Here is a 16175-nt window from a genome sequence, read left to right on the forward strand (position 1 = left end):
CGCGTCCATGCGGCCGGCCTGGTTCCTATCAGCGGTCTGCGGACGCCCCCGCTCCCGGCGACAACACCCCCCGGATCATCAACGACAGGGCAGGAAAGTCATACCAGGACCGGCGACCCGGCCCCGACCATCGAGGCCTACCAAACATGGTAATGGGGGGTACCTTGTTCGCTGCATGGTTGAAGTGAAGAGCGGCCGTGCGTGTCCCTGGGGATTTCGAAGGCTCCTGGATGGGGATGGATAAGAAGTAGATAGTAGGAAAGCTGTCGAGGTCCCATCATGACTTTGAAGAAGGTTATCGCGGGTGTCACGGCGGTGGCGGCACTGGCCGTAGTGGCCCCGTTTACCGCACAGGCTGAAGAGGCCCCCGCAAATCAAGAACAAGAACAACTGTGCACGGTGAACTTCCAGGTCGAGAAGCCCATCGTCATCTCGCAGGCCAGCTGCGACACGACCGTCGCCACCGCTTTCGCCAACGTCGAGCGTTCCGTCGACGTGCCGAGCGGCAAGGCAATCGATTACTGGACGCTGAACGGCGTCCGTGTGAACACCGGCGCCAAGATCGGCGAGCCGGAATTCAAGACTTCCAATGTTGCCGGACTTGACGGCGCGACGCTCGTCGCCGTGCTGAAGGACGTGTCCGCTCCGGCACCCGTCACCCACACCGTGATCGTCTCCACCAAAGGCGGTGTCATCGTGAACGGCGAGCATGCCGGTGAGACCGGTGACGTGATGTACACCCTCAACGAGGGCGACAACCTGTCCGCCTCCCTGCCGAAGCTGAACCGTCTCGACTACGTGTTCGCCGGCTGGTACTACGACAACGGCAAGGCCGTCGGCGCCACCGACACTGTTTCCGCCAATGTCACCGTGCACGCCGAGTGGAAGGAAGCCTCCGTCGATCCCGGCATGGGCGTCACCACCCACACCGTGACCGTGTCCACCAAGGGCGGCGTCATCCAGGACGGCGAGGCCAAGGGCCAGTCCGGCGATGTCCAGCTCACCGTGGGCGAGGGCGAGAACCTGCTGTCCGTCCTGCCGGAGCTCAAGCGTGACGGCTACACGTTCCGCGGTTGGCACTACACCGACGCCGTGGCCGTGGGCACCTCCACGTCCGTCGGCAAGGACGACGTCGTCAAGGGCGATGTCGCCGTGTACGCCACGTGGGATCTGGCCGAGGTCGATCCGGGCGCTTCCGTGAAGACCTACACGCTGACCGTCTCCACCAGGGGCGGTGTCATCCAGGATGGCGAGTTCAAGGGCCAGTCCGGTGACGTGCAGTACACCGTGGGCGAGGGCGAGACCGTCGCCTCCCTGCTGCCGCAGCTCAAGCGTGACGGCTTCGACTTCCACGGCTGGCACTACGCCGACGCGACCGGCCATGGCACCTCCACGTCCGTCGGCGCGAACGACGTCGTCTCCGGCGATGTCTCCGTGTACGCCACGTGGGAGCTGTCCGAGGTCGATCCGGGCGCTTCCGTGAAGACCTACACGCTGACCGTCTCCACGAACGGCGGCGAGATCCAGGACGGCGAGTTCAAGGGTCAGGCCGGCGACGTGATGTACACCGTCGGCGAGAACCAGAACGTGCTGTCCGTGCTCCCCGAGCTCAAGCGTGACGGCTACACGTTCCGCGGCTGGCACTACGCCGACGTGGAATCCCACGGCACGAACACCACCGTTGGCAAGGACGACGTGTTCTCCGCCGACGAGCACATCGTCGCCCTGTGGGACGTTGCCGACGTCGACCCGGACATGAACGTCGAGCAGTTCACCGTCGTGTACAACACGAACGGCGGCAACATCAACGGCGAGACCGGTGACTTCTCCCTGCAGATCGGCAAGGGCGACACCATCCTCGACAAGCTGCCGACCGCCGACACCATCACGCGTGACGGCTACAAGCTGTCCGGCTGGGCGTACGCCGAGACCGGCACCGACAAGGACGGCACCGCTGTGAAGGCCGCGGACACCGTCGAAGGCAATGTCTACAAGCTCGTGGCCCAGTGGACCAAGGTCGCCTCCGACAACAAGCCCGCGTCCGACAACAAGAAGGCTGACACCAAGGCCGAAGCGAAGAAGAACGAGGGCGCCATCCTCGGCGAGACCGGTTCTGCTATCGCCGGCGTGGCCGTGTTCGCCATCGTCGCGCTCGCCGGTGCGGCCGTCATCACGCTGCTGCGCAAGCGCGCCTGACCCGCATGCCGCCCGATTCGGGTGTTCCACACTTGGATCGGCGGCCGGTCAAGCTTCTTCACATGCAGTTGAAGGCATGAGTTCGCCTTCGAAATCGTCCCATGCCGGATGCATGGCCTAACGGCCGTCGATCCAAGGGGGTCTGGAACATCCTAGATGTTCCAGACCCCTGTTTTCGTATCAACAGCCGTATGTCTACCGGGAATTCCCTGAGTGTGGGAAAATGGGGAGCGAACGGTCGTGTGTCGGGTCGCGTGTCTGGTCGTGTGATGGCGCGCGGAAGGTTGGGGGCCGTTGGCAGCCAAAGGCGAAGGAGCGGAACATGAGCGGTGTGGCGGTGGCGGTGATCGTCGTGGTGGTGATGCTCGCGATCATCATCGCATTGGCGGCGTGGGCGGTGGCCGCCTACAACGGGCTCGTCCAATTACGCAACCGGGTCGGCAACGGCTGGGCGCAGATCGACGTGCAGCTGAAGCAGCGCGTCGACCTCATCCCGAATCTCGTCGAAACGGTGAAGGGGTATGCGGCGCACGAGTCGGGCGTGCTCACGCAGGTGACGGCCGCACGCGCCGGCGCGGTGGCGGCGGCCTCGAACCCGGGCGCCACGATCGCGCAGCGCGCCGCCGCGGAGAACGCGCTCTCGAAGGCGCTGTTCAACCTGACGGCCACGGCCGAGGCATACCCGCAGCTTCAGGCCAACCAGAACTTCATGAACCTGCAGAACCAGCTGCAGGCGCTGGAGCAGAAGATCGCGTACGCGCGCCAGTTCTACAACGACGTGGTGATGAAGTACAACACGCGCATCGAGACCGTGCCGAGCACCATCATCGCCGGCATGTTCCACTTCACGCAGGCGCAGTACTTCGCCGCCGACGAGGCCAGCCGGGCCGTGCCGCAGGTGAGGTTCTGAACAGGGCGTCATCATGCGGCACGGAATGGTCAGATCGGCGGTCAACGCCTTCCTCACCACGGCGATCCTGGTGGCCGTCCTGATCGTCGGCCACATCGGCAACGCGCGGGGCGCGGCGCTCGCCTGCCGCACCATCGACTACACGGCGACCGTCACCGCTTCCGGCGACCTCAAGGTCGACACGCGCTACGACTATCGGCTCCGGGAACGCGAAGACGACGACGGCTACACGAAACCCTGGAAGCAGCTGTACTGGCAGTACACGCTCGAACGCGGCAAACTGACCGACATCACCGACATCACCGTGCGCAACGTCACGACCGGCGAGACCTACACGCGCACCGACCCGCGCAACCCCGACACCGTGAACGACGGCACCTGGGATCTCAGATACGCGAACCACTGGTACATCGCCGACGTGACCGTCAGCGCTGACGATCCGCAACCATACGAGCCCGGCAAGGACGGCCTCGGCGCCGACGGTACGGGAGGTAGCAGGAAGACCATCGAAATCGGATGGAACATTCCTGCCACCACGAAAACCGACAGTCTGAAGTTCGACGTGTCGTTCACCATGCACGACGTCGTCACGAAACACGACGACGTCGCCACCTTCCAATGGGAGCCGATACGAACCACCAGCCAAGTGCCCGCCGGCACCATCACCGGCGAAGTGCGCTACCCGCAGGGAGCGGGCCCCGACGGCATATGGAGCTGGCTGCACACCGAAAGCGAGAGCGAGACCAACACGGACGCCGACGGCCACGCCTCCGACGACGCGTTCACGTTCACCGCCCACGATTTCCGTTCCGGCGACTACATCAACGTCGTCGCTGCCTACGACTCCCGGTACGCGGGAGACGTGACGCGCACCGTCCACGACGACGCGCTCGCCGACCTCAAATCCACCGAACGACGCAAGGAACAGGATTGGCGCGACAAGGTCCGCGCCGAAGCCCGCCTTCGACTCGTCGGCTGGGCGTCGCTCGTCGCCGTCGCCGTCGCGCTGTCCGCATGGAGTCTCGTCGCCGCGTTCCGTTCGCGTCGTCTCGCCGGCTACCATGGGACGATCGTCTACTGGCGCGATCCGCCGCAGGTGAGTCCCGCCGCGGCCGCACGTCTCATGGACGCGATGGACGAGCTGCCGGTCGGCGGCATCGCCGGCAAACGCGCGGACCGCGTGCTGAACGAGTGCTCGCTGGCGGGCACAGTGATGGCGCTCGCCGTGAAGAAGGCCATCGCCATCCACCCCGGGCCTTCGTGGATGTACCGCGGCGTCGATATGAGCCGCGCGGACCCGGTCGCCCTGTCGCGCATGATCGGTGCCGATTCGAGACTGGTCGAAGTGAGCGACGCGACGAGCACCATCGTGATCCGGCCGGTCGTATTCACGCCGCAGCGCGCCAGACTCGGCCTGTGCGCGTCGGAATCCGCGTGCCTCGACCTCATCGTCGACATTTCGCGGCGCGTCGGCTCCCCGGTGTTCGACGTCACGCAGATGCGGGACGCGTGCAAGGGGTGGCGTGACGGCTACCAGTCGATGGAACGGTTCACATCCGCGGCCGCCGTCGAGTACGCGATGCTCGATCCCGTCCGCTCCGTGGCGAAGGGGTACATGCTCGCCTCGCTCATCCAGGTGCTGTTCGGTTCGCTGCTGCTCACCACGCAACTGTTCACCGCGAACATCGCCGTGCAGTTGTGCGTCGGCGCGCCATGCGTGTGGATCGCGGTGTTCGCGTTCAGCATCGGCATGCCCAGGCGGTTCACGCCCTCCGGCGAGGAGTACGCGGGCAGGTGCCTCGGGCTCAAACGGTATATGGAGGATTTCTCCGACTTCTCCGACCGCGGCCCCGCCGACCTCGCCCTGTGGGACTGGTACATGGTGTATGCGGCCGCGTTCGGTATCTCCGGCAGGATGGCCTCCGAACTCGCCAAAGCGTACCCGCAGCTCGCCGATCCGGCGTGGCTGGACGAGCACGGTTCCGGTTCGGTGTGGTATTGGAGCTATCGTCGCCGTGCGTGGCATCGGCGTTACGGGTCCGGCGGCTACGGCGCCTCCGGCTCGTGGTCGGATGGCTCGGACGGTTCGCCGTTCGGCGGTTCGGATGGTTTCGGCGCCGACGCGTTCGCCGGAAGTCTCGGCGACATCGGCTCGCAGCTGAGCGCCGGATTCGACGCGGTCGCCTCGACCATCGCCGATGCCGCGCCGTCCTCCTCGTCCGGCGGCGGTGGCGGCTTCGGTGGCGGTGGCGGTGGTTCCGGCGGTGGTTCCGGCGGCGGCCGATGACGGGACTGTCCTTCTTCGGCTCCCGCTGACGGGAGCTGTCCGCGGGCGGTGGTCTGACTGTCCTTCTTCGGCTCCCGCTGGCGGGAGCTGTCCGCGGGCGGTGGTCTGACTGTCCTTCTTCGGCTCCCGCTGGCGGGAGCTGTCCCGCTTCTGCGGGACTGAGGGTGGTTCCCGGCCGTGAAATCCACGTGCCTGCTTACGCTGGAAGCAGCCGTACCGTTAAGCAAACACGCACGAAGGGAGCCATCATGGCGCTGTACCGCAATCTCGGACCATTCTCCACCACCGCGATCGGCCACGGCGAAATGCCGCTGACCATCGAGAACAACCGCGGGCACGAGGTCGGCATCGAGACGCTGCACGCCTCGCTCGACGCCGGCTGCCGTCACATCGACACCGCGTGGGCCTACTACACGCCCGGCGAGGAGGAGCAGACCGGCGAGAAGCTGGTCCGCGAGGCGCTCGCCACGTGGAAGGGGCCGAAGAGCGAGGTGACCGTCGCCACGAAGATCGGCCTGCGCCGTGCATGGGACGGCGACAAGCCGGTGTGGCCGCGCGACGGCAAGCCGGAGCATCTCATCGCATACGGCAAGGAATCCGCGCTCGCGCTCGGCGTCGACACCATCGACCTGCTGTACCTGCACCGCCACGACCCGGAGGTGCCGTACAACGAGTCGGTCGAAGCGCTGAAGCAGCTCGTCGACGAAGGCGTGGCCCGCGTGGCCGGCGTGTCCAACGTGACCATCGAACAGCTGGACATCGCACGCTCGATTCTGGGTGACAAGCTCGTCGCCGTGCAGAACCAGTATTCGCCGATCCACCTGGAGACGCAGGACACGCTCGACTACTGCGCGAAGCTCGGCCTCGCGTTCGTGTGCTGGAGCCCGCTCGGCGGCTACCGCCACCCGTACGACGAGTCCAAGTTCGACCCGTTCCGCGAGATCGCGGCCGCGCACGGCGTGAGTTACCAGCAGGTCACGCTCGCCTGGGAGCTCGCCAAGGGCGACCACATGTTCGTCATCCCTGGCGCCCACCGCCCCGAGACGATCCTCGACTCCCTCAAGGCCGACCAGCTCGAACTGAGCCCCGAGGAGCTCGCCAAGCTCGGCTGATGTCGGAGCGGCCGGTGCGCATGTGTGCCGGACAACCCGATGAACCTCCTGTTTCGTGTTGTCCGGCATGAACTCGTGCCGTATACACCCGTTTCAGCGAGTTTCGGGGTTGTCCGGCACGACCTGATGCCGGACAACCCAGTTCCAGTGGATTCCGGCATTGTCCGGCATGACTTGGTGCCGGGTAACCCGACAAACTGCCGGTTTCGTGTTGCCTGGCTTGAACTCGTGCCGGACAACCCTGTTCCAATAGGTTTCGGGGTTGGCCGGCATGGGGTGCACGTCACGCCAACCCGGCCAGCACCTGCGCCGCCCCGGCGAACTCCTCCGGGGTGGTGTAGGCGTAGCTCAGGCGCAGCGCGTTGTCGCCCTCGAAATCGTAGATGTCGCCCGGGTTGAGTAGCACCCCATGGTCGGCGGCCTGCCGGAACAGCCGCCCCATGCGCACCGGCCCGTCGAACGTGAGCCAGATGTAGAACCCGCCGCGCGGCACGTTCCAGTGCGCGCGTCCGGCGAACAGCCGCCCCAGCGTCTCCAACGCGGCATCCCTGCGGCGGCGCAGCTCGGCGCGCAGCCGTTCCAGATATTCCGCGTACAGCCCGCTCGTGAGGAACCGGGCGAACACCCATTGGCTGAGCGTGCTCGCACCATAATCCATCTGCATCTTCACGTCCGCGAGCCGGTGCACGATCCGTTCGTCGGCCACGATCCACCCGATGCGCAGCCCCGGCGCGAGTGACTTCGACGCGCTGCCCAGTGTGATCACCATGCCGGTCTCGTCATAGGATTTGAGCGCTCGCGGCGTGTCCCCCTCGAAGACGAGGTCCTGGTACGCGCAATCCTCGATGATCGGCAGCCGGTGCGCCACGCATGCGTCGATGAGCGCGCGACGGCGTGACTCGGGCATCGTCACGCCGGTCGGATTGTGGTTCGTCGGAATCGTGTAGAGGATGGAACCGTCCTGCCGGGCGGAGGTGCGACCGTCGGGGGAGAGGCGTGCGCCATGCTCGTCGAGCAGTCCGTCCAGCGCGCTCGCGTCCAGCCCCTGCCCGTCCATCGGCGCGCCGGCGAGCGTCATGCCGGCCGACTGGAACACCTGCAACGACTTGATGTAGCTCGGCGCCTCCGCATAGACGGTCGACCCGGCGGACAGCAGACTCACCGAGATCATCTGCAATCCCTGCAACGCGCCCGAGGAGACGAGCACCTGTTCGGGGCGGCAGTCGACGCTCCAGTCGCGCATGTGTGCGGCGATCGCCTCGCGCAGTACGTCCAGTCCTTCTGGCGGCGGATAGCCGAGCGCGTCGATCTCGCACGCCGCTTCGCCGGCCACGCGCCGCCACATGTCGCGCGGGAAGAGCCGCGGGTCGATCTCGCCCGTGCCCAGGCGCGTCTTCGACCGGTCGAATTCGAGCCGGTTGATGGTCTGGATGGTCGCGTTGTTCGCCTTGAAGAAGCCGGACGAGACGTAGTCCGCCCAGTCAGGCGCGCCGGGCAACATCAGCGACCACGTGTTGCTTGCGATGCGCGTGCCGGCACCATGCCGACCCTCGATGATGCCGTAGTCGGCGAGTTCCTGGACGGTCGCGATGATGGTGGATCGGTTCACGCCGAACGATTCGGCCAACGCGCGCTGGCTGGGCAGTCTCGCGCCGATCGGCCACGTGCCGGACGCGATGCGGCCGCACATGAAATCGACGATCTGCTCGGTGACGGGCGTGCCGGACGAGCGGTCCGGTGCCCAATCGATGTCGAGTGGTGCGCTGCGCGGCATATGCGGCTCCTTCCTGCCCGGATCGCTCCTCGTCCGGTCCGTGGTCGCCGGATTCTTTGAAGGGGTGCGAGGCGTCGGTCCCGTATTTCCGCCTCTCTGATGCTCTGATGGGGCGACCTGCATCTTGACCGATGAATACCGGTGGCGGCATCGCGAAGCGATGACGGAGGGGAGGCGGGGATGTGCCTCATCGGGTTGGTCGTCCGGTTCCGCCCCTGAGGGGAGCCGGACGGCCGTGGGGTGACTTAGGGGGTGTTTGGTTGGGCGCCATACTCTGTTCTTGGCTGGTTGCCAAGTGTAATCCGCTGCGTAGGATATGGCAACGGCATTGGAACGATGCGGATTGCAGGGCACGTGGCTTACGTGTGGTCCGCATATGGTTGTTCAAGGCCGATATGGTTTGGCTGGTTTTGGTTGGGTGAGTATGGCCCAGCCAAAACGGTCGGATAGGGAAAGCGTCGGCCCGCCCGCAGGTTCCCATTGTGGGAGACGGCCGTGTACGGCTGGGGATCCACCCCACCACCAATCGGCCGGCCCACAGGTTCCCGGATTGGGGACGGAGGAGATGAAGCGAAGATGGGACTGTATATCCAAGGGTTCACGATGGGATTGGCATACATCGCGCCGATCGGCATGCAGAACCTGTTCGTCATCAACTCGGCGTTGACGCGCACGCGCCGCAACGCGCTTATCACCGCGCTCATCGTCATCTGCTTCGACATGGCGCTGAGCCTGTCCTGCTTCTTCGGCGTCGGTGCGCTCATGCAGGAACGTCCGTGGTTGGAGACCATCGTTCTCGGTCTCGGCGGCCTCGTCGTCATCCGCATCGGTTTCGGTCTCGTCCTCACCAAGAAAACCGCCGGCGTGAACTCCGGCACCGGGGAAGGCGGTATGGTTTCCCCTACTTCCGTTCCCGCTGGCGGGAGCTCCCGCGAAGCGGGTGAGGGTGGTCCGGCCGTCTCCTCTGTATATTCCTGTGCCGGAGGAGAGGACGCGTCCGCCGGCGGGGACTCCTGCGAATCGGCTGCAAGTCGTCCGGCAATGCCAGCCGCCCATCTCGGCGTGCGCGGTCTGCTCGACACGATCGGCACCGCCTGCGCGGTTACTTGGTTCAACCCGCAGGCCATCATCGACGGCACGCTGATGCTCGGCGCGTTCGCCGCCACGCTGCACGCCGGCCAGACCACCCCGTTCATCACCGGTGTGGAGACCGCCTCTGTTATATGGTTCCTCGGTGTCACGCTCGTCGTCAACGCGTTCGCGCACCGGTTCAGTCCGAAGGTCATCGACGTCCTCAACCGCGTGTGTGGCGGCGTCATCACCCTCTACGGTTTCAAGCTCCTCATCGACTTCGCCCTCGCCGTCCTCTGAGGGCAGCTGCGAAGAGGCCGGGATATCCGGTTCGCGGGGAGGGGGCTCCGCGAGATGGGTGAGCCATGCGGTGCCCTTCCCGTTTCGCTGGATCCTTTGGCGAGCTGTTCCAGTCATGTAATGCCCGGTTTGTTTCGCTGGGAGGGACCTGCGCGAGGCAGATGGGGTATGTGGTGTCCGGTTCGTTTTGCGGGACAGGGGTTTCGTGAGACGGGTAGGTCATGTGGTGCCCGTCCCGTTTCGCTGGGAGTGGTATGCGCGAGGCAGATGGGGTAACTGATGTCCGATTTGTTTCGCTGGGCTCTTTGGTGAGATGGTCCAGTCATGTGGTGTCCGGCACGTTTCGCGGGGAGAGGCGGCCGCGAGACGGGCGGGTTATGTGGCACCTGGTTCATTTCGCTGGATCCTTTGGTGAACTGTTCCGGTCGTGTGGTGCCCGTTTCGTTTCGTTGGGAGGGGGCTTCGTGAGATGGGCAGGTCATGTGGCACCTGATCCGTTTTGCAGAGTTCTTTGGTGAGCTGGTTCAGTCATGTGGTGCCCGGTTTGTTTCGTTGGGCAGGGGTTTCGTGAAGCGGGCGGGTCACGTGGTGCCCGATTCGTCTCGCTGGGAGTGGTATGCGCGAGGCAGATGGGGCAACTGATGCCCGATTTGTTTCGCTGGGCTCTTTGGTGAGATGGTCCGGTCATGTGGTGTCCGGCACGTTTCGCGGGGAGAGGCGGCCGCGAGACAAGTGGGTCATGTGGTGTCCGGTTTGTTTCGTTGGACAGGGGTTTCGTGAAGCGGGCGGGTCGTGTGGTGACGGGTTTGTTTCGCGGGGCAGGGGTTTCGTGAGACGGGCGGGTTATGTGGCACCTGATCTGTTTCGCTGGGTCTTTTGGTGAGCTGGTTCAGTCATGTAGTGTCCGGTTCGTTTCGCTGGGAGGGGGCTCCGTGAAGCGGGCAGGGCGCGTGGTGACGGGTTTGTTTCGCTGGGCAGGGGTTTCGTGAAGCGGGCGGGTCATGTGGCACCTGGTTTGTTTCGCTGGATCCTTTGGTGAGCTGTTCCAGTCATGTGGTGACCGGTTCGTTTCGCTGGGAGTGGCCTGCGCGAGACAGATGGGGTATGTGTGCCCGGTCCGTTTCGCTGGGAGGGGGTTTCGTGAAGCGGGTGGGTCATGTGGGGCACGGTTTGTTTCGCTGGGAGGGGATTCCGCGAGACGGATGGGATAACTGGTGCCCGGTTTGTTTCGCGCTGGGGAGGAGCAGGGCGTGCGCCGGCTCGGCCCGTCGCGGGGAGGGGCGGGCCGCTACACTGTTGGGGTGATGAATACGGATAGCAAGAACCCCCTGCGCATGCGCCGCAAGCCCGAAGTGCTCGCCCCGGCCGGCAACCTGCGCGGACTCAAGACCGCCGTCGACTACGGTGCGGACGCCGTCTACTGCGGCGGCAAGGCGTTCGGCATGCGCAGCGCCCCGAGGAACCTCAGCCTCGAGGACTTCGAGGAGGGCGCCCGCTACGCGCACGACCGCGGCAGCCGCGTGTACGTCACGCTTAACGTGTTGCCCCGCAACGCCGAGGTCGAGGCGATGCGCGACTACATCGGACAGCTCAAGGACACCGGCATCGACGCGATGATCGTCACCGACATCGGCGTGATGATGATGGCCCACCAGATCGCCCCCGACGTCGAACTGCATGTGAGCACCCAGGCAGGCGTCACCAACTACGGCGCCGCGCAGGCGCTCTACGAGTTCGGCGCGCGCCGCGTCGTGCTCGCCCGCGAGATGGACTTGCAGGCCGTGCGCGACATCCGCGCCCGCATCCCCGACGACATGGACATCGAATGCTTCGTGCACGGCGCGATGTGCATGGCGTTCTCCGGCCGCTGCCTGTTCTCCAACTACCTGACCGGCCGCGACGGCAACCATGGCGAATGTGCGCAGCCCTGCCGCTGGAAGTATTCGATTGTCGAGGAGAAGCGCCCCGGCCAGTATTTCCCGATCGAACAGACCGAAGAGGGCGCGTATCTGTTCAACTCGCAGGACATGTGCATGCTCGACCACATCGACGACCTGATCGACTCCGGTGCGACGAGCCTCAAGATCGAGGGCCGCTCGAAATCCGCGTACTACATCGCCGCGATGACCAACGCGTACAAGACCGCCGTCAACGAGTACATGATCCAGCGCGGCTTCGAGACCGCGGACGGCACGGTGCTCAAACCGTTCCGCGACCGCGTGATCCGCCCCGACGACCCCGATTTCGCTCATGCCGCCGACGACGCGATCGAACACGACGCCGACCGCGCGTTCGCCGGCGTGCCCGGCGAGCCGCCCGTCGAAGGCGACGTGGAGACCGCCGATGCCACGGCTGTGACCGCCCCGGCCGAACCCGTCGCCGCGGCCGAACCCGCCGTCGCCCCGGCGAAGACCGAGGACGCGGCCGCCCGCTCCGCCGGCGGCGCCCAGCTTGACCAGCTGAGCTACAAGGCCCGGTCCGCGCGCCGCAAGTCGAACACGCGCGAGGAGGTGCTGCCGGAAGGCTGGCATCACGCGAAATGCCGCCCCGCGCCGCATGTCGAACTGCCCGACTGGCTGCTCGACGAACCCGACAAGGTCGCCCATCGCGACTACTCCACCGGCTTCTACTACCCCGAGCACAAGGTGACGCAGAACACCAACCGTTCCGCCTACTTCCGCGCGTGGATGGTCGTCGGCGAGGTGCTCTCCTGGAGCCCGGAGCGCGGCGGCCGCGTGACCATCATGAGCCGCAACAAGATCGAACCCGGCCAGGAGGTCGAATTCCTGCTGCCCGGCGAGAAACCGCTCGCCTACACGGTGCCCGCCACCGGGCTCGAGGACGCGGACGGCGTGCCCGTCGCCGCGATCAACAACCCGGCGCATGTGTTCTCGCTGCCTTGCCCGCACGAGGTGCCCGAGAACGCGGCCATCCGCTCGCGCACGAAGAAACCCACGCTCAAGGCCGAGTGAGCCGCACGAGTAGGCCGCAGGGCATAGACCGTATAGGCCGCGGGGCCGGACAGCGGCCCGGCCGGACAGTACGCATAGCAGCACAGCCGAACAGGAGGTAACCATGACTGACGACTACACCGACGACTACACCGACGAGACGATTCTCGACTCGAACCAGATCAGCTCCACCGACAAGGCGGGGCGCCCGATCCCCGTCACCATCCCGATCGCGCTCGCGCCCGGCGTGACTGTCGTCTACACGACGCGTCTCGGTGGCCTGTCGACCGGCGACTTCGGCAATCTCAACCTGGGCGGCAAGTCCGGCGACGACCCGGAGGCCGTCCTGTCGAACCGCATCGCGCTCGCCGAGGCGGTTGGTGCTCGTCTCTCGCTCGTCTCGCAGGTCCACTCCGGCACGGCCGTCGACGTGGACGAGGCGTTTGCGATCAACACGCCGTTCGGCTTCGACGTTTCCGGCACGCGCACCGGCGCGGCCGTCGCCGAAGCGACCGGCGAGCCGACCGAGCCGACCGCCGCGCCCGCCGAGCCGACCGAAGGCGGCGTCGCGCCCCACGTCGTCGAGGCCGATGGTCAGGTCACATCGCGCACCGGCATTGCGCTCGGCATGTTCGCAGCCGACTGCCTGCCCGTGCTGCTCGCCGACCCGGTGACCGGCGTGATCGGCGCCGCACACTGCGGTCGTCGTGGCCTGGAACGCGGCGTGATCCAGGCGACCGTCGACCTCATGGCCGCCAAGGGCGCCAGCCCTGAGAACATCGTCGCCACGCTCGGCCCGTGCATCTGCGGCGAATGCTACGAGGTGGGCGACGAGATCGCCGACACGTTCGTCAAGCGTTTCCCGCTGACCAAGACCACGACGCGGTTCGGCGGCGCCGGCATCGACATCGCCGAGGCCGCGCGCATCGACCTCGCGTTCGCCGGCGTGCACCGCATCGTCGATTCGATGCCGCGCATCCACGCCGCCACCGAATACCTGGAGGAGGACGCCGAGCTCGCCGAATTGTGCCGCACCGACGGCGAGGGCCCGGCCGAGTTGAGCGAGCGCATCGCGGCCATCCGCCACAGCATGTGCACGCTCGAGAACCCGCTGTGGTACTCGCACCGCCGCGCCGCAAAGGCCGGCAAGCGCCACGAGGGCCGTCTTCTCGCGCTCATCGTGCGCCACTGAGCCGCTGGGCCGCTGGGCGCTGAGCCGCCGTCCCCATCCGCTCCCGCCGGCGGGAGCTCCCGCGAAGCGGGTGAGGGTGGTCCCGTGGCCCCGTGGTCCCGTGTCCCGCCGCACGCCCCGCGCGTTCCGGCGGATATTCCGTGCAGATGCGCGTGTGACCTGCGTCACCGTTCCGGGGCGCGTTCTACGGTGGAGGCATTATGAGCGTAAGAGAGAACAAGAAGCAGTCCGCGCCCGTCGTGGCGGTGGTGCTCGCCGCCGGATTCGGCACGCGTTTCGATCCCGACAATCCCAAGCAGCTCGTCTCCGTGGGCGACAAGCCGATCGTGTGCTGGAGCATCGAGGCGTTCGAACGGTGCGAGCGCGTCAGTGACATCGTCGTCGTCGTCAACGCGAAGGTGCGCGGCGAGGTCGAGCGTCTCATCGCCGAGGCCGGCTACGGTAAGGTGCGCGTCGTCATCGACGGCGGCGCCGAGCGCGTCGACAGCACGGCCGCCGCGCTCGACATGCTCGCCGCGGCCGGTATCCCCGACGATGCGAAGATCCTCATCCACGACGCGGTGCGTCCGTTCGTCGCGCAGTCCGCGATCGACGGTTCGATCGACGCGCTCGACGAGTACGACGCCGCGACCGTCGCGTTCGCGTCCACCGACACCATGCTGCTCACGCGTGATCTCGGCGACCGGAAGGTCGTCGCGAGCGTGCCGGATCGTCCGAACACGTTCCGCGCGCAGACGCCGCAGTCGTTCCGTTTCGCGACGATCCGCCGCGCCTACGAGTTGGCCGCCGCCGACCCGGACTTCCATCCGACCGACGACACGCGCGTCGTCGTCGACTACATGCCCGACGTGCCGGTCGCGATCGTCGCCGGCAGCGAGACGAACCTCAAGATCACGACGCTCGCCGACATCCCCGTCGCCGAGCGCATCGCCGCCGACCTCACGCACCATATGACGCGCGAGGAGGCGAAGGCGCGCATGCACGCCATGTTCGCCGGCGCCGCCGCCCAGATGCATCGCCGCTGACCGCGCGTCGCGCGCGCGGCGGCGGTGCGCGTGCGCGCGCATCCGGTCAGCCGTCACGCTCGGCCGCATGTCCGTATGCGGCCGGGCGTTCGCATATCGTTCCGGCGTGATGATTGCGCTTATAGACGCTTGTAGAATGTTGTAGATTTTTGTAGACTGCTGTGTGGTGTGTAGATTTTTGTAGATTTGGCGGTGGTCGCATGGTGAAGAAGCCGGTCGTGTCGAATCCGTTCAAACCGAGCGCGGGGCATCTCCCGCCGATTCTTATCGGCAGGGACGGCGTGCTCGATGATTTCCGCGAGGGGCTCGACGACGGTTCCGGGGCTCCCGGGCGTCTGATGCGCGTCACCGGGGCTCGCGGCGTCGGCAAGACGGTGCTGTTGGCCGAATTCCGGCGCATAGCGGAGGAGCGTGGCTGGCTGACCGTCAGCGAGACCGCGTCCAAAGGCATGGCGCAACGGCTGCTCGATCATCTGAAGCCGGCGAAGCGAACATTCGAATTCACCGTGGAGCCGTCGGTCAATGCGTTCGGCGTCGGTGGCAGCCTCGGTGCGATGCGGTACGAACGCCAGCGCATGCCGCTCGATCTGCGCGACGCGATGTCATTGCGGCTTGACGCGCTGGAGAAGCGTGATGCGGGGCTTCTGGTGACCGTCGACGAGGTGCAGGCCGCCGACCGCGACGACATGGTCGCCATCGCCACGGCCATGCAGCATATGGTCAGCGACGACAGGAACGTGGCCTTCGTGTTCGCCGGTCTGCCGTCGGTGGCCTCCAAATGGCTGAACGACGAGGTGATGACGTTCCTGCGCAGGGCCCAGCCGGAACGGTTGGGGGACGTGGGGCTGATGGAGGTGTCCGACGCCCTGCAGGACTCCTTCCGCCAGACCGGCATCGTGCTTGACGGCGAGCCGTTGCGCATCGCGGCGGAGGCCACGGCCGGGTATCCGTTCATGATCCAGCTGGTCGGCTACTCCATATGGCGCATCGCCAATCGTTCCCGGCGGGGAGACGGCGACGCGGTGGTCTCGGAGGAGGACGCGCATCGCGGAGTGCGCGACGCGTTGAGCCGCCTCGGGGATACGGTGCATGGGCCGGAGCTCGACGGCCTTTCCCCCGTCGACAAGACGTATCTGCTGGCGATGGCGCAGGACGACGGTCCGGCGTCCACGTCCGTCGTGGCCCAGCGCATGGGCAAGAGCGTGAAATACGCGGGTCGATACCGCATGCGGCTCCTCGAAGCGCAGGTGATCGTGGACAAAGGGTACGGGAAAGTGGATTTCGCCATCCCCTATCTGCGCGAATACCTGCGCGAGCATGCCGCCTCCATCCGCATGTCGCTGGAACGATGACGGCG

The 16175-nt window shown here is 66.2% G+C and carries 10 protein-coding genes; 9 read left to right on the forward strand and 1 reads right to left on the reverse strand.

What is annotated here, in order from left to right; genetic code table 11:
• The first annotated feature begins 279 nt into the window (after positions 1–279).
• The 4 genes from AC1AYR_RS08445 to AC1AYR_RS08460 all read left to right on the forward strand — a co-directional run bounded on the left by AC1AYR_RS08445 (position 280) and on the right by AC1AYR_RS08460 (position 6505).
• Positions 280–2196, forward strand: coding sequence for an InlB B-repeat-containing protein (locus tag AC1AYR_RS08445; protein WP_476511845.1), 1917 nt, complete (start codon positions 280–282; stop codon positions 2194–2196).
• A gap of 361 nt (positions 2197–2557) precedes the next feature.
• Positions 2558–3106 (forward strand): LemA family protein, encoded by a 549-nt coding sequence (locus tag AC1AYR_RS08450; RefSeq protein ID WP_476511888.1) that lies wholly within the window; start codon positions 2558–2560, stop codon positions 3104–3106.
• A gap of 25 nt (positions 3107–3131) precedes the next feature.
• Positions 3132–5393: a DUF2207 family protein gene (locus tag AC1AYR_RS08455; protein WP_476555161.1), complete on the forward strand. Its 2262-nt coding sequence runs from the start codon at positions 3132–3134 to the stop codon at positions 5391–5393.
• Positions 5394–5641: 248 nt separating this feature from the next.
• On the forward strand, positions 5642–6505 hold the full coding sequence (locus AC1AYR_RS08460; RefSeq protein ID WP_476511847.1) for an aldo/keto reductase: 864 nt from the start codon (positions 5642–5644) through the stop codon (positions 6503–6505).
• Between the two features lie 283 nt (positions 6506–6788).
• Here the strand turns inward: AC1AYR_RS08460 and AC1AYR_RS08465 are convergent, their stop codons facing one another.
• Positions 6789–8279 carry an aminotransferase-like domain-containing protein gene (locus tag AC1AYR_RS08465; RefSeq protein ID WP_476511848.1) on the reverse strand — a complete coding sequence of 497 codons (1491 nt, stop codon included), beginning with the start codon at positions 8277–8279 and terminating at the stop codon, positions 6789–6791.
• Between the two features lie 576 nt (positions 8280–8855).
• Between AC1AYR_RS08465 and AC1AYR_RS08470 the strand changes: the two genes are divergently transcribed.
• From AC1AYR_RS08470 to AC1AYR_RS08490, 5 genes are all read left to right on the forward strand, one after another.
• Positions 8856–9650, forward strand: coding sequence for a LysE/ArgO family amino acid transporter (locus AC1AYR_RS08470; RefSeq protein WP_476511849.1), 795 nt, complete (start codon positions 8856–8858; stop codon positions 9648–9650).
• A gap of 1304 nt (positions 9651–10954) precedes the next feature.
• A complete protein-coding gene (locus AC1AYR_RS08475) occupies positions 10955–12622 on the forward strand; it encodes a peptidase U32 family protein (protein WP_476511850.1) in 1668 nt (555 codons plus the stop codon).
• Between the two features lie 103 nt (positions 12623–12725).
• Positions 12726–13793, forward strand: a complete 1068-nt coding sequence (locus tag AC1AYR_RS08480) for a purine nucleoside phosphorylase YfiH/LACC1 family protein (protein ID WP_476511851.1) — start codon at positions 12726–12728, stop codon at positions 13791–13793.
• Between the two features lie 200 nt (positions 13794–13993).
• Positions 13994–14818, forward strand: coding sequence for an IspD/TarI family cytidylyltransferase (locus AC1AYR_RS08485; RefSeq protein WP_476511852.1), 825 nt, complete (start codon positions 13994–13996; stop codon positions 14816–14818).
• Between the two features lie 200 nt (positions 14819–15018).
• Positions 15019–16170 carry an ATP-binding protein gene (locus AC1AYR_RS08490; protein WP_476511853.1) on the forward strand — a complete coding sequence of 384 codons (1152 nt, stop codon included), beginning with the start codon at positions 15019–15021 and terminating at the stop codon, positions 16168–16170.
• Positions 16171–16175 lie beyond the last annotated feature (5 nt).

Source organism: Bifidobacterium sp. LH_417 (assembly GCF_056357035.1).

Bases quoted from the DNA above. Each gene is read 5' to 3' on its own strand.
- AC1AYR_RS08445 (WP_476511845.1), top strand. From the start codon at position 280: ATGACTTTGAAGAAGGTTATCGCGGGTGTCACGGCGGTGGCGGCACTG.
- AC1AYR_RS08450 (WP_476511888.1), top strand. From the start codon at position 2,558: ATGCTCGCGATCATCATCGCATTGGCGGCGTGGGCGGTGGCCGCCTAC.
- AC1AYR_RS08455 (WP_476555161.1), top strand. From the start codon at position 3,132: ATGGTCAGATCGGCGGTCAACGCCTTCCTCACCACGGCGATCCTGGTG.
- AC1AYR_RS08460 (WP_476511847.1), top strand. From the start codon at position 5,642: ATGGCGCTGTACCGCAATCTCGGACCATTCTCCACCACCGCGATCGGC.
- AC1AYR_RS08465 (WP_476511848.1), bottom strand. From the start codon at position 8,279: ATGCCGCGCAGCGCACCACTCGACATCGATTGGGCACCGGACCGCTCG.
- AC1AYR_RS08470 (WP_476511849.1), top strand. From the start codon at position 8,856: ATGGGACTGTATATCCAAGGGTTCACGATGGGATTGGCATACATCGCG.
- AC1AYR_RS08475 (WP_476511850.1), top strand. From the start codon at position 10,955: ATGAATACGGATAGCAAGAACCCCCTGCGCATGCGCCGCAAGCCCGAA.
- AC1AYR_RS08480 (WP_476511851.1), top strand. From the start codon at position 12,726: ATGACTGACGACTACACCGACGACTACACCGACGAGACGATTCTCGAC.
- AC1AYR_RS08485 (WP_476511852.1), top strand. From the start codon at position 13,994: ATGAGCGTAAGAGAGAACAAGAAGCAGTCCGCGCCCGTCGTGGCGGTG.
- AC1AYR_RS08490 (WP_476511853.1), top strand. From the start codon at position 15,019: ATGGTGAAGAAGCCGGTCGTGTCGAATCCGTTCAAACCGAGCGCGGGG.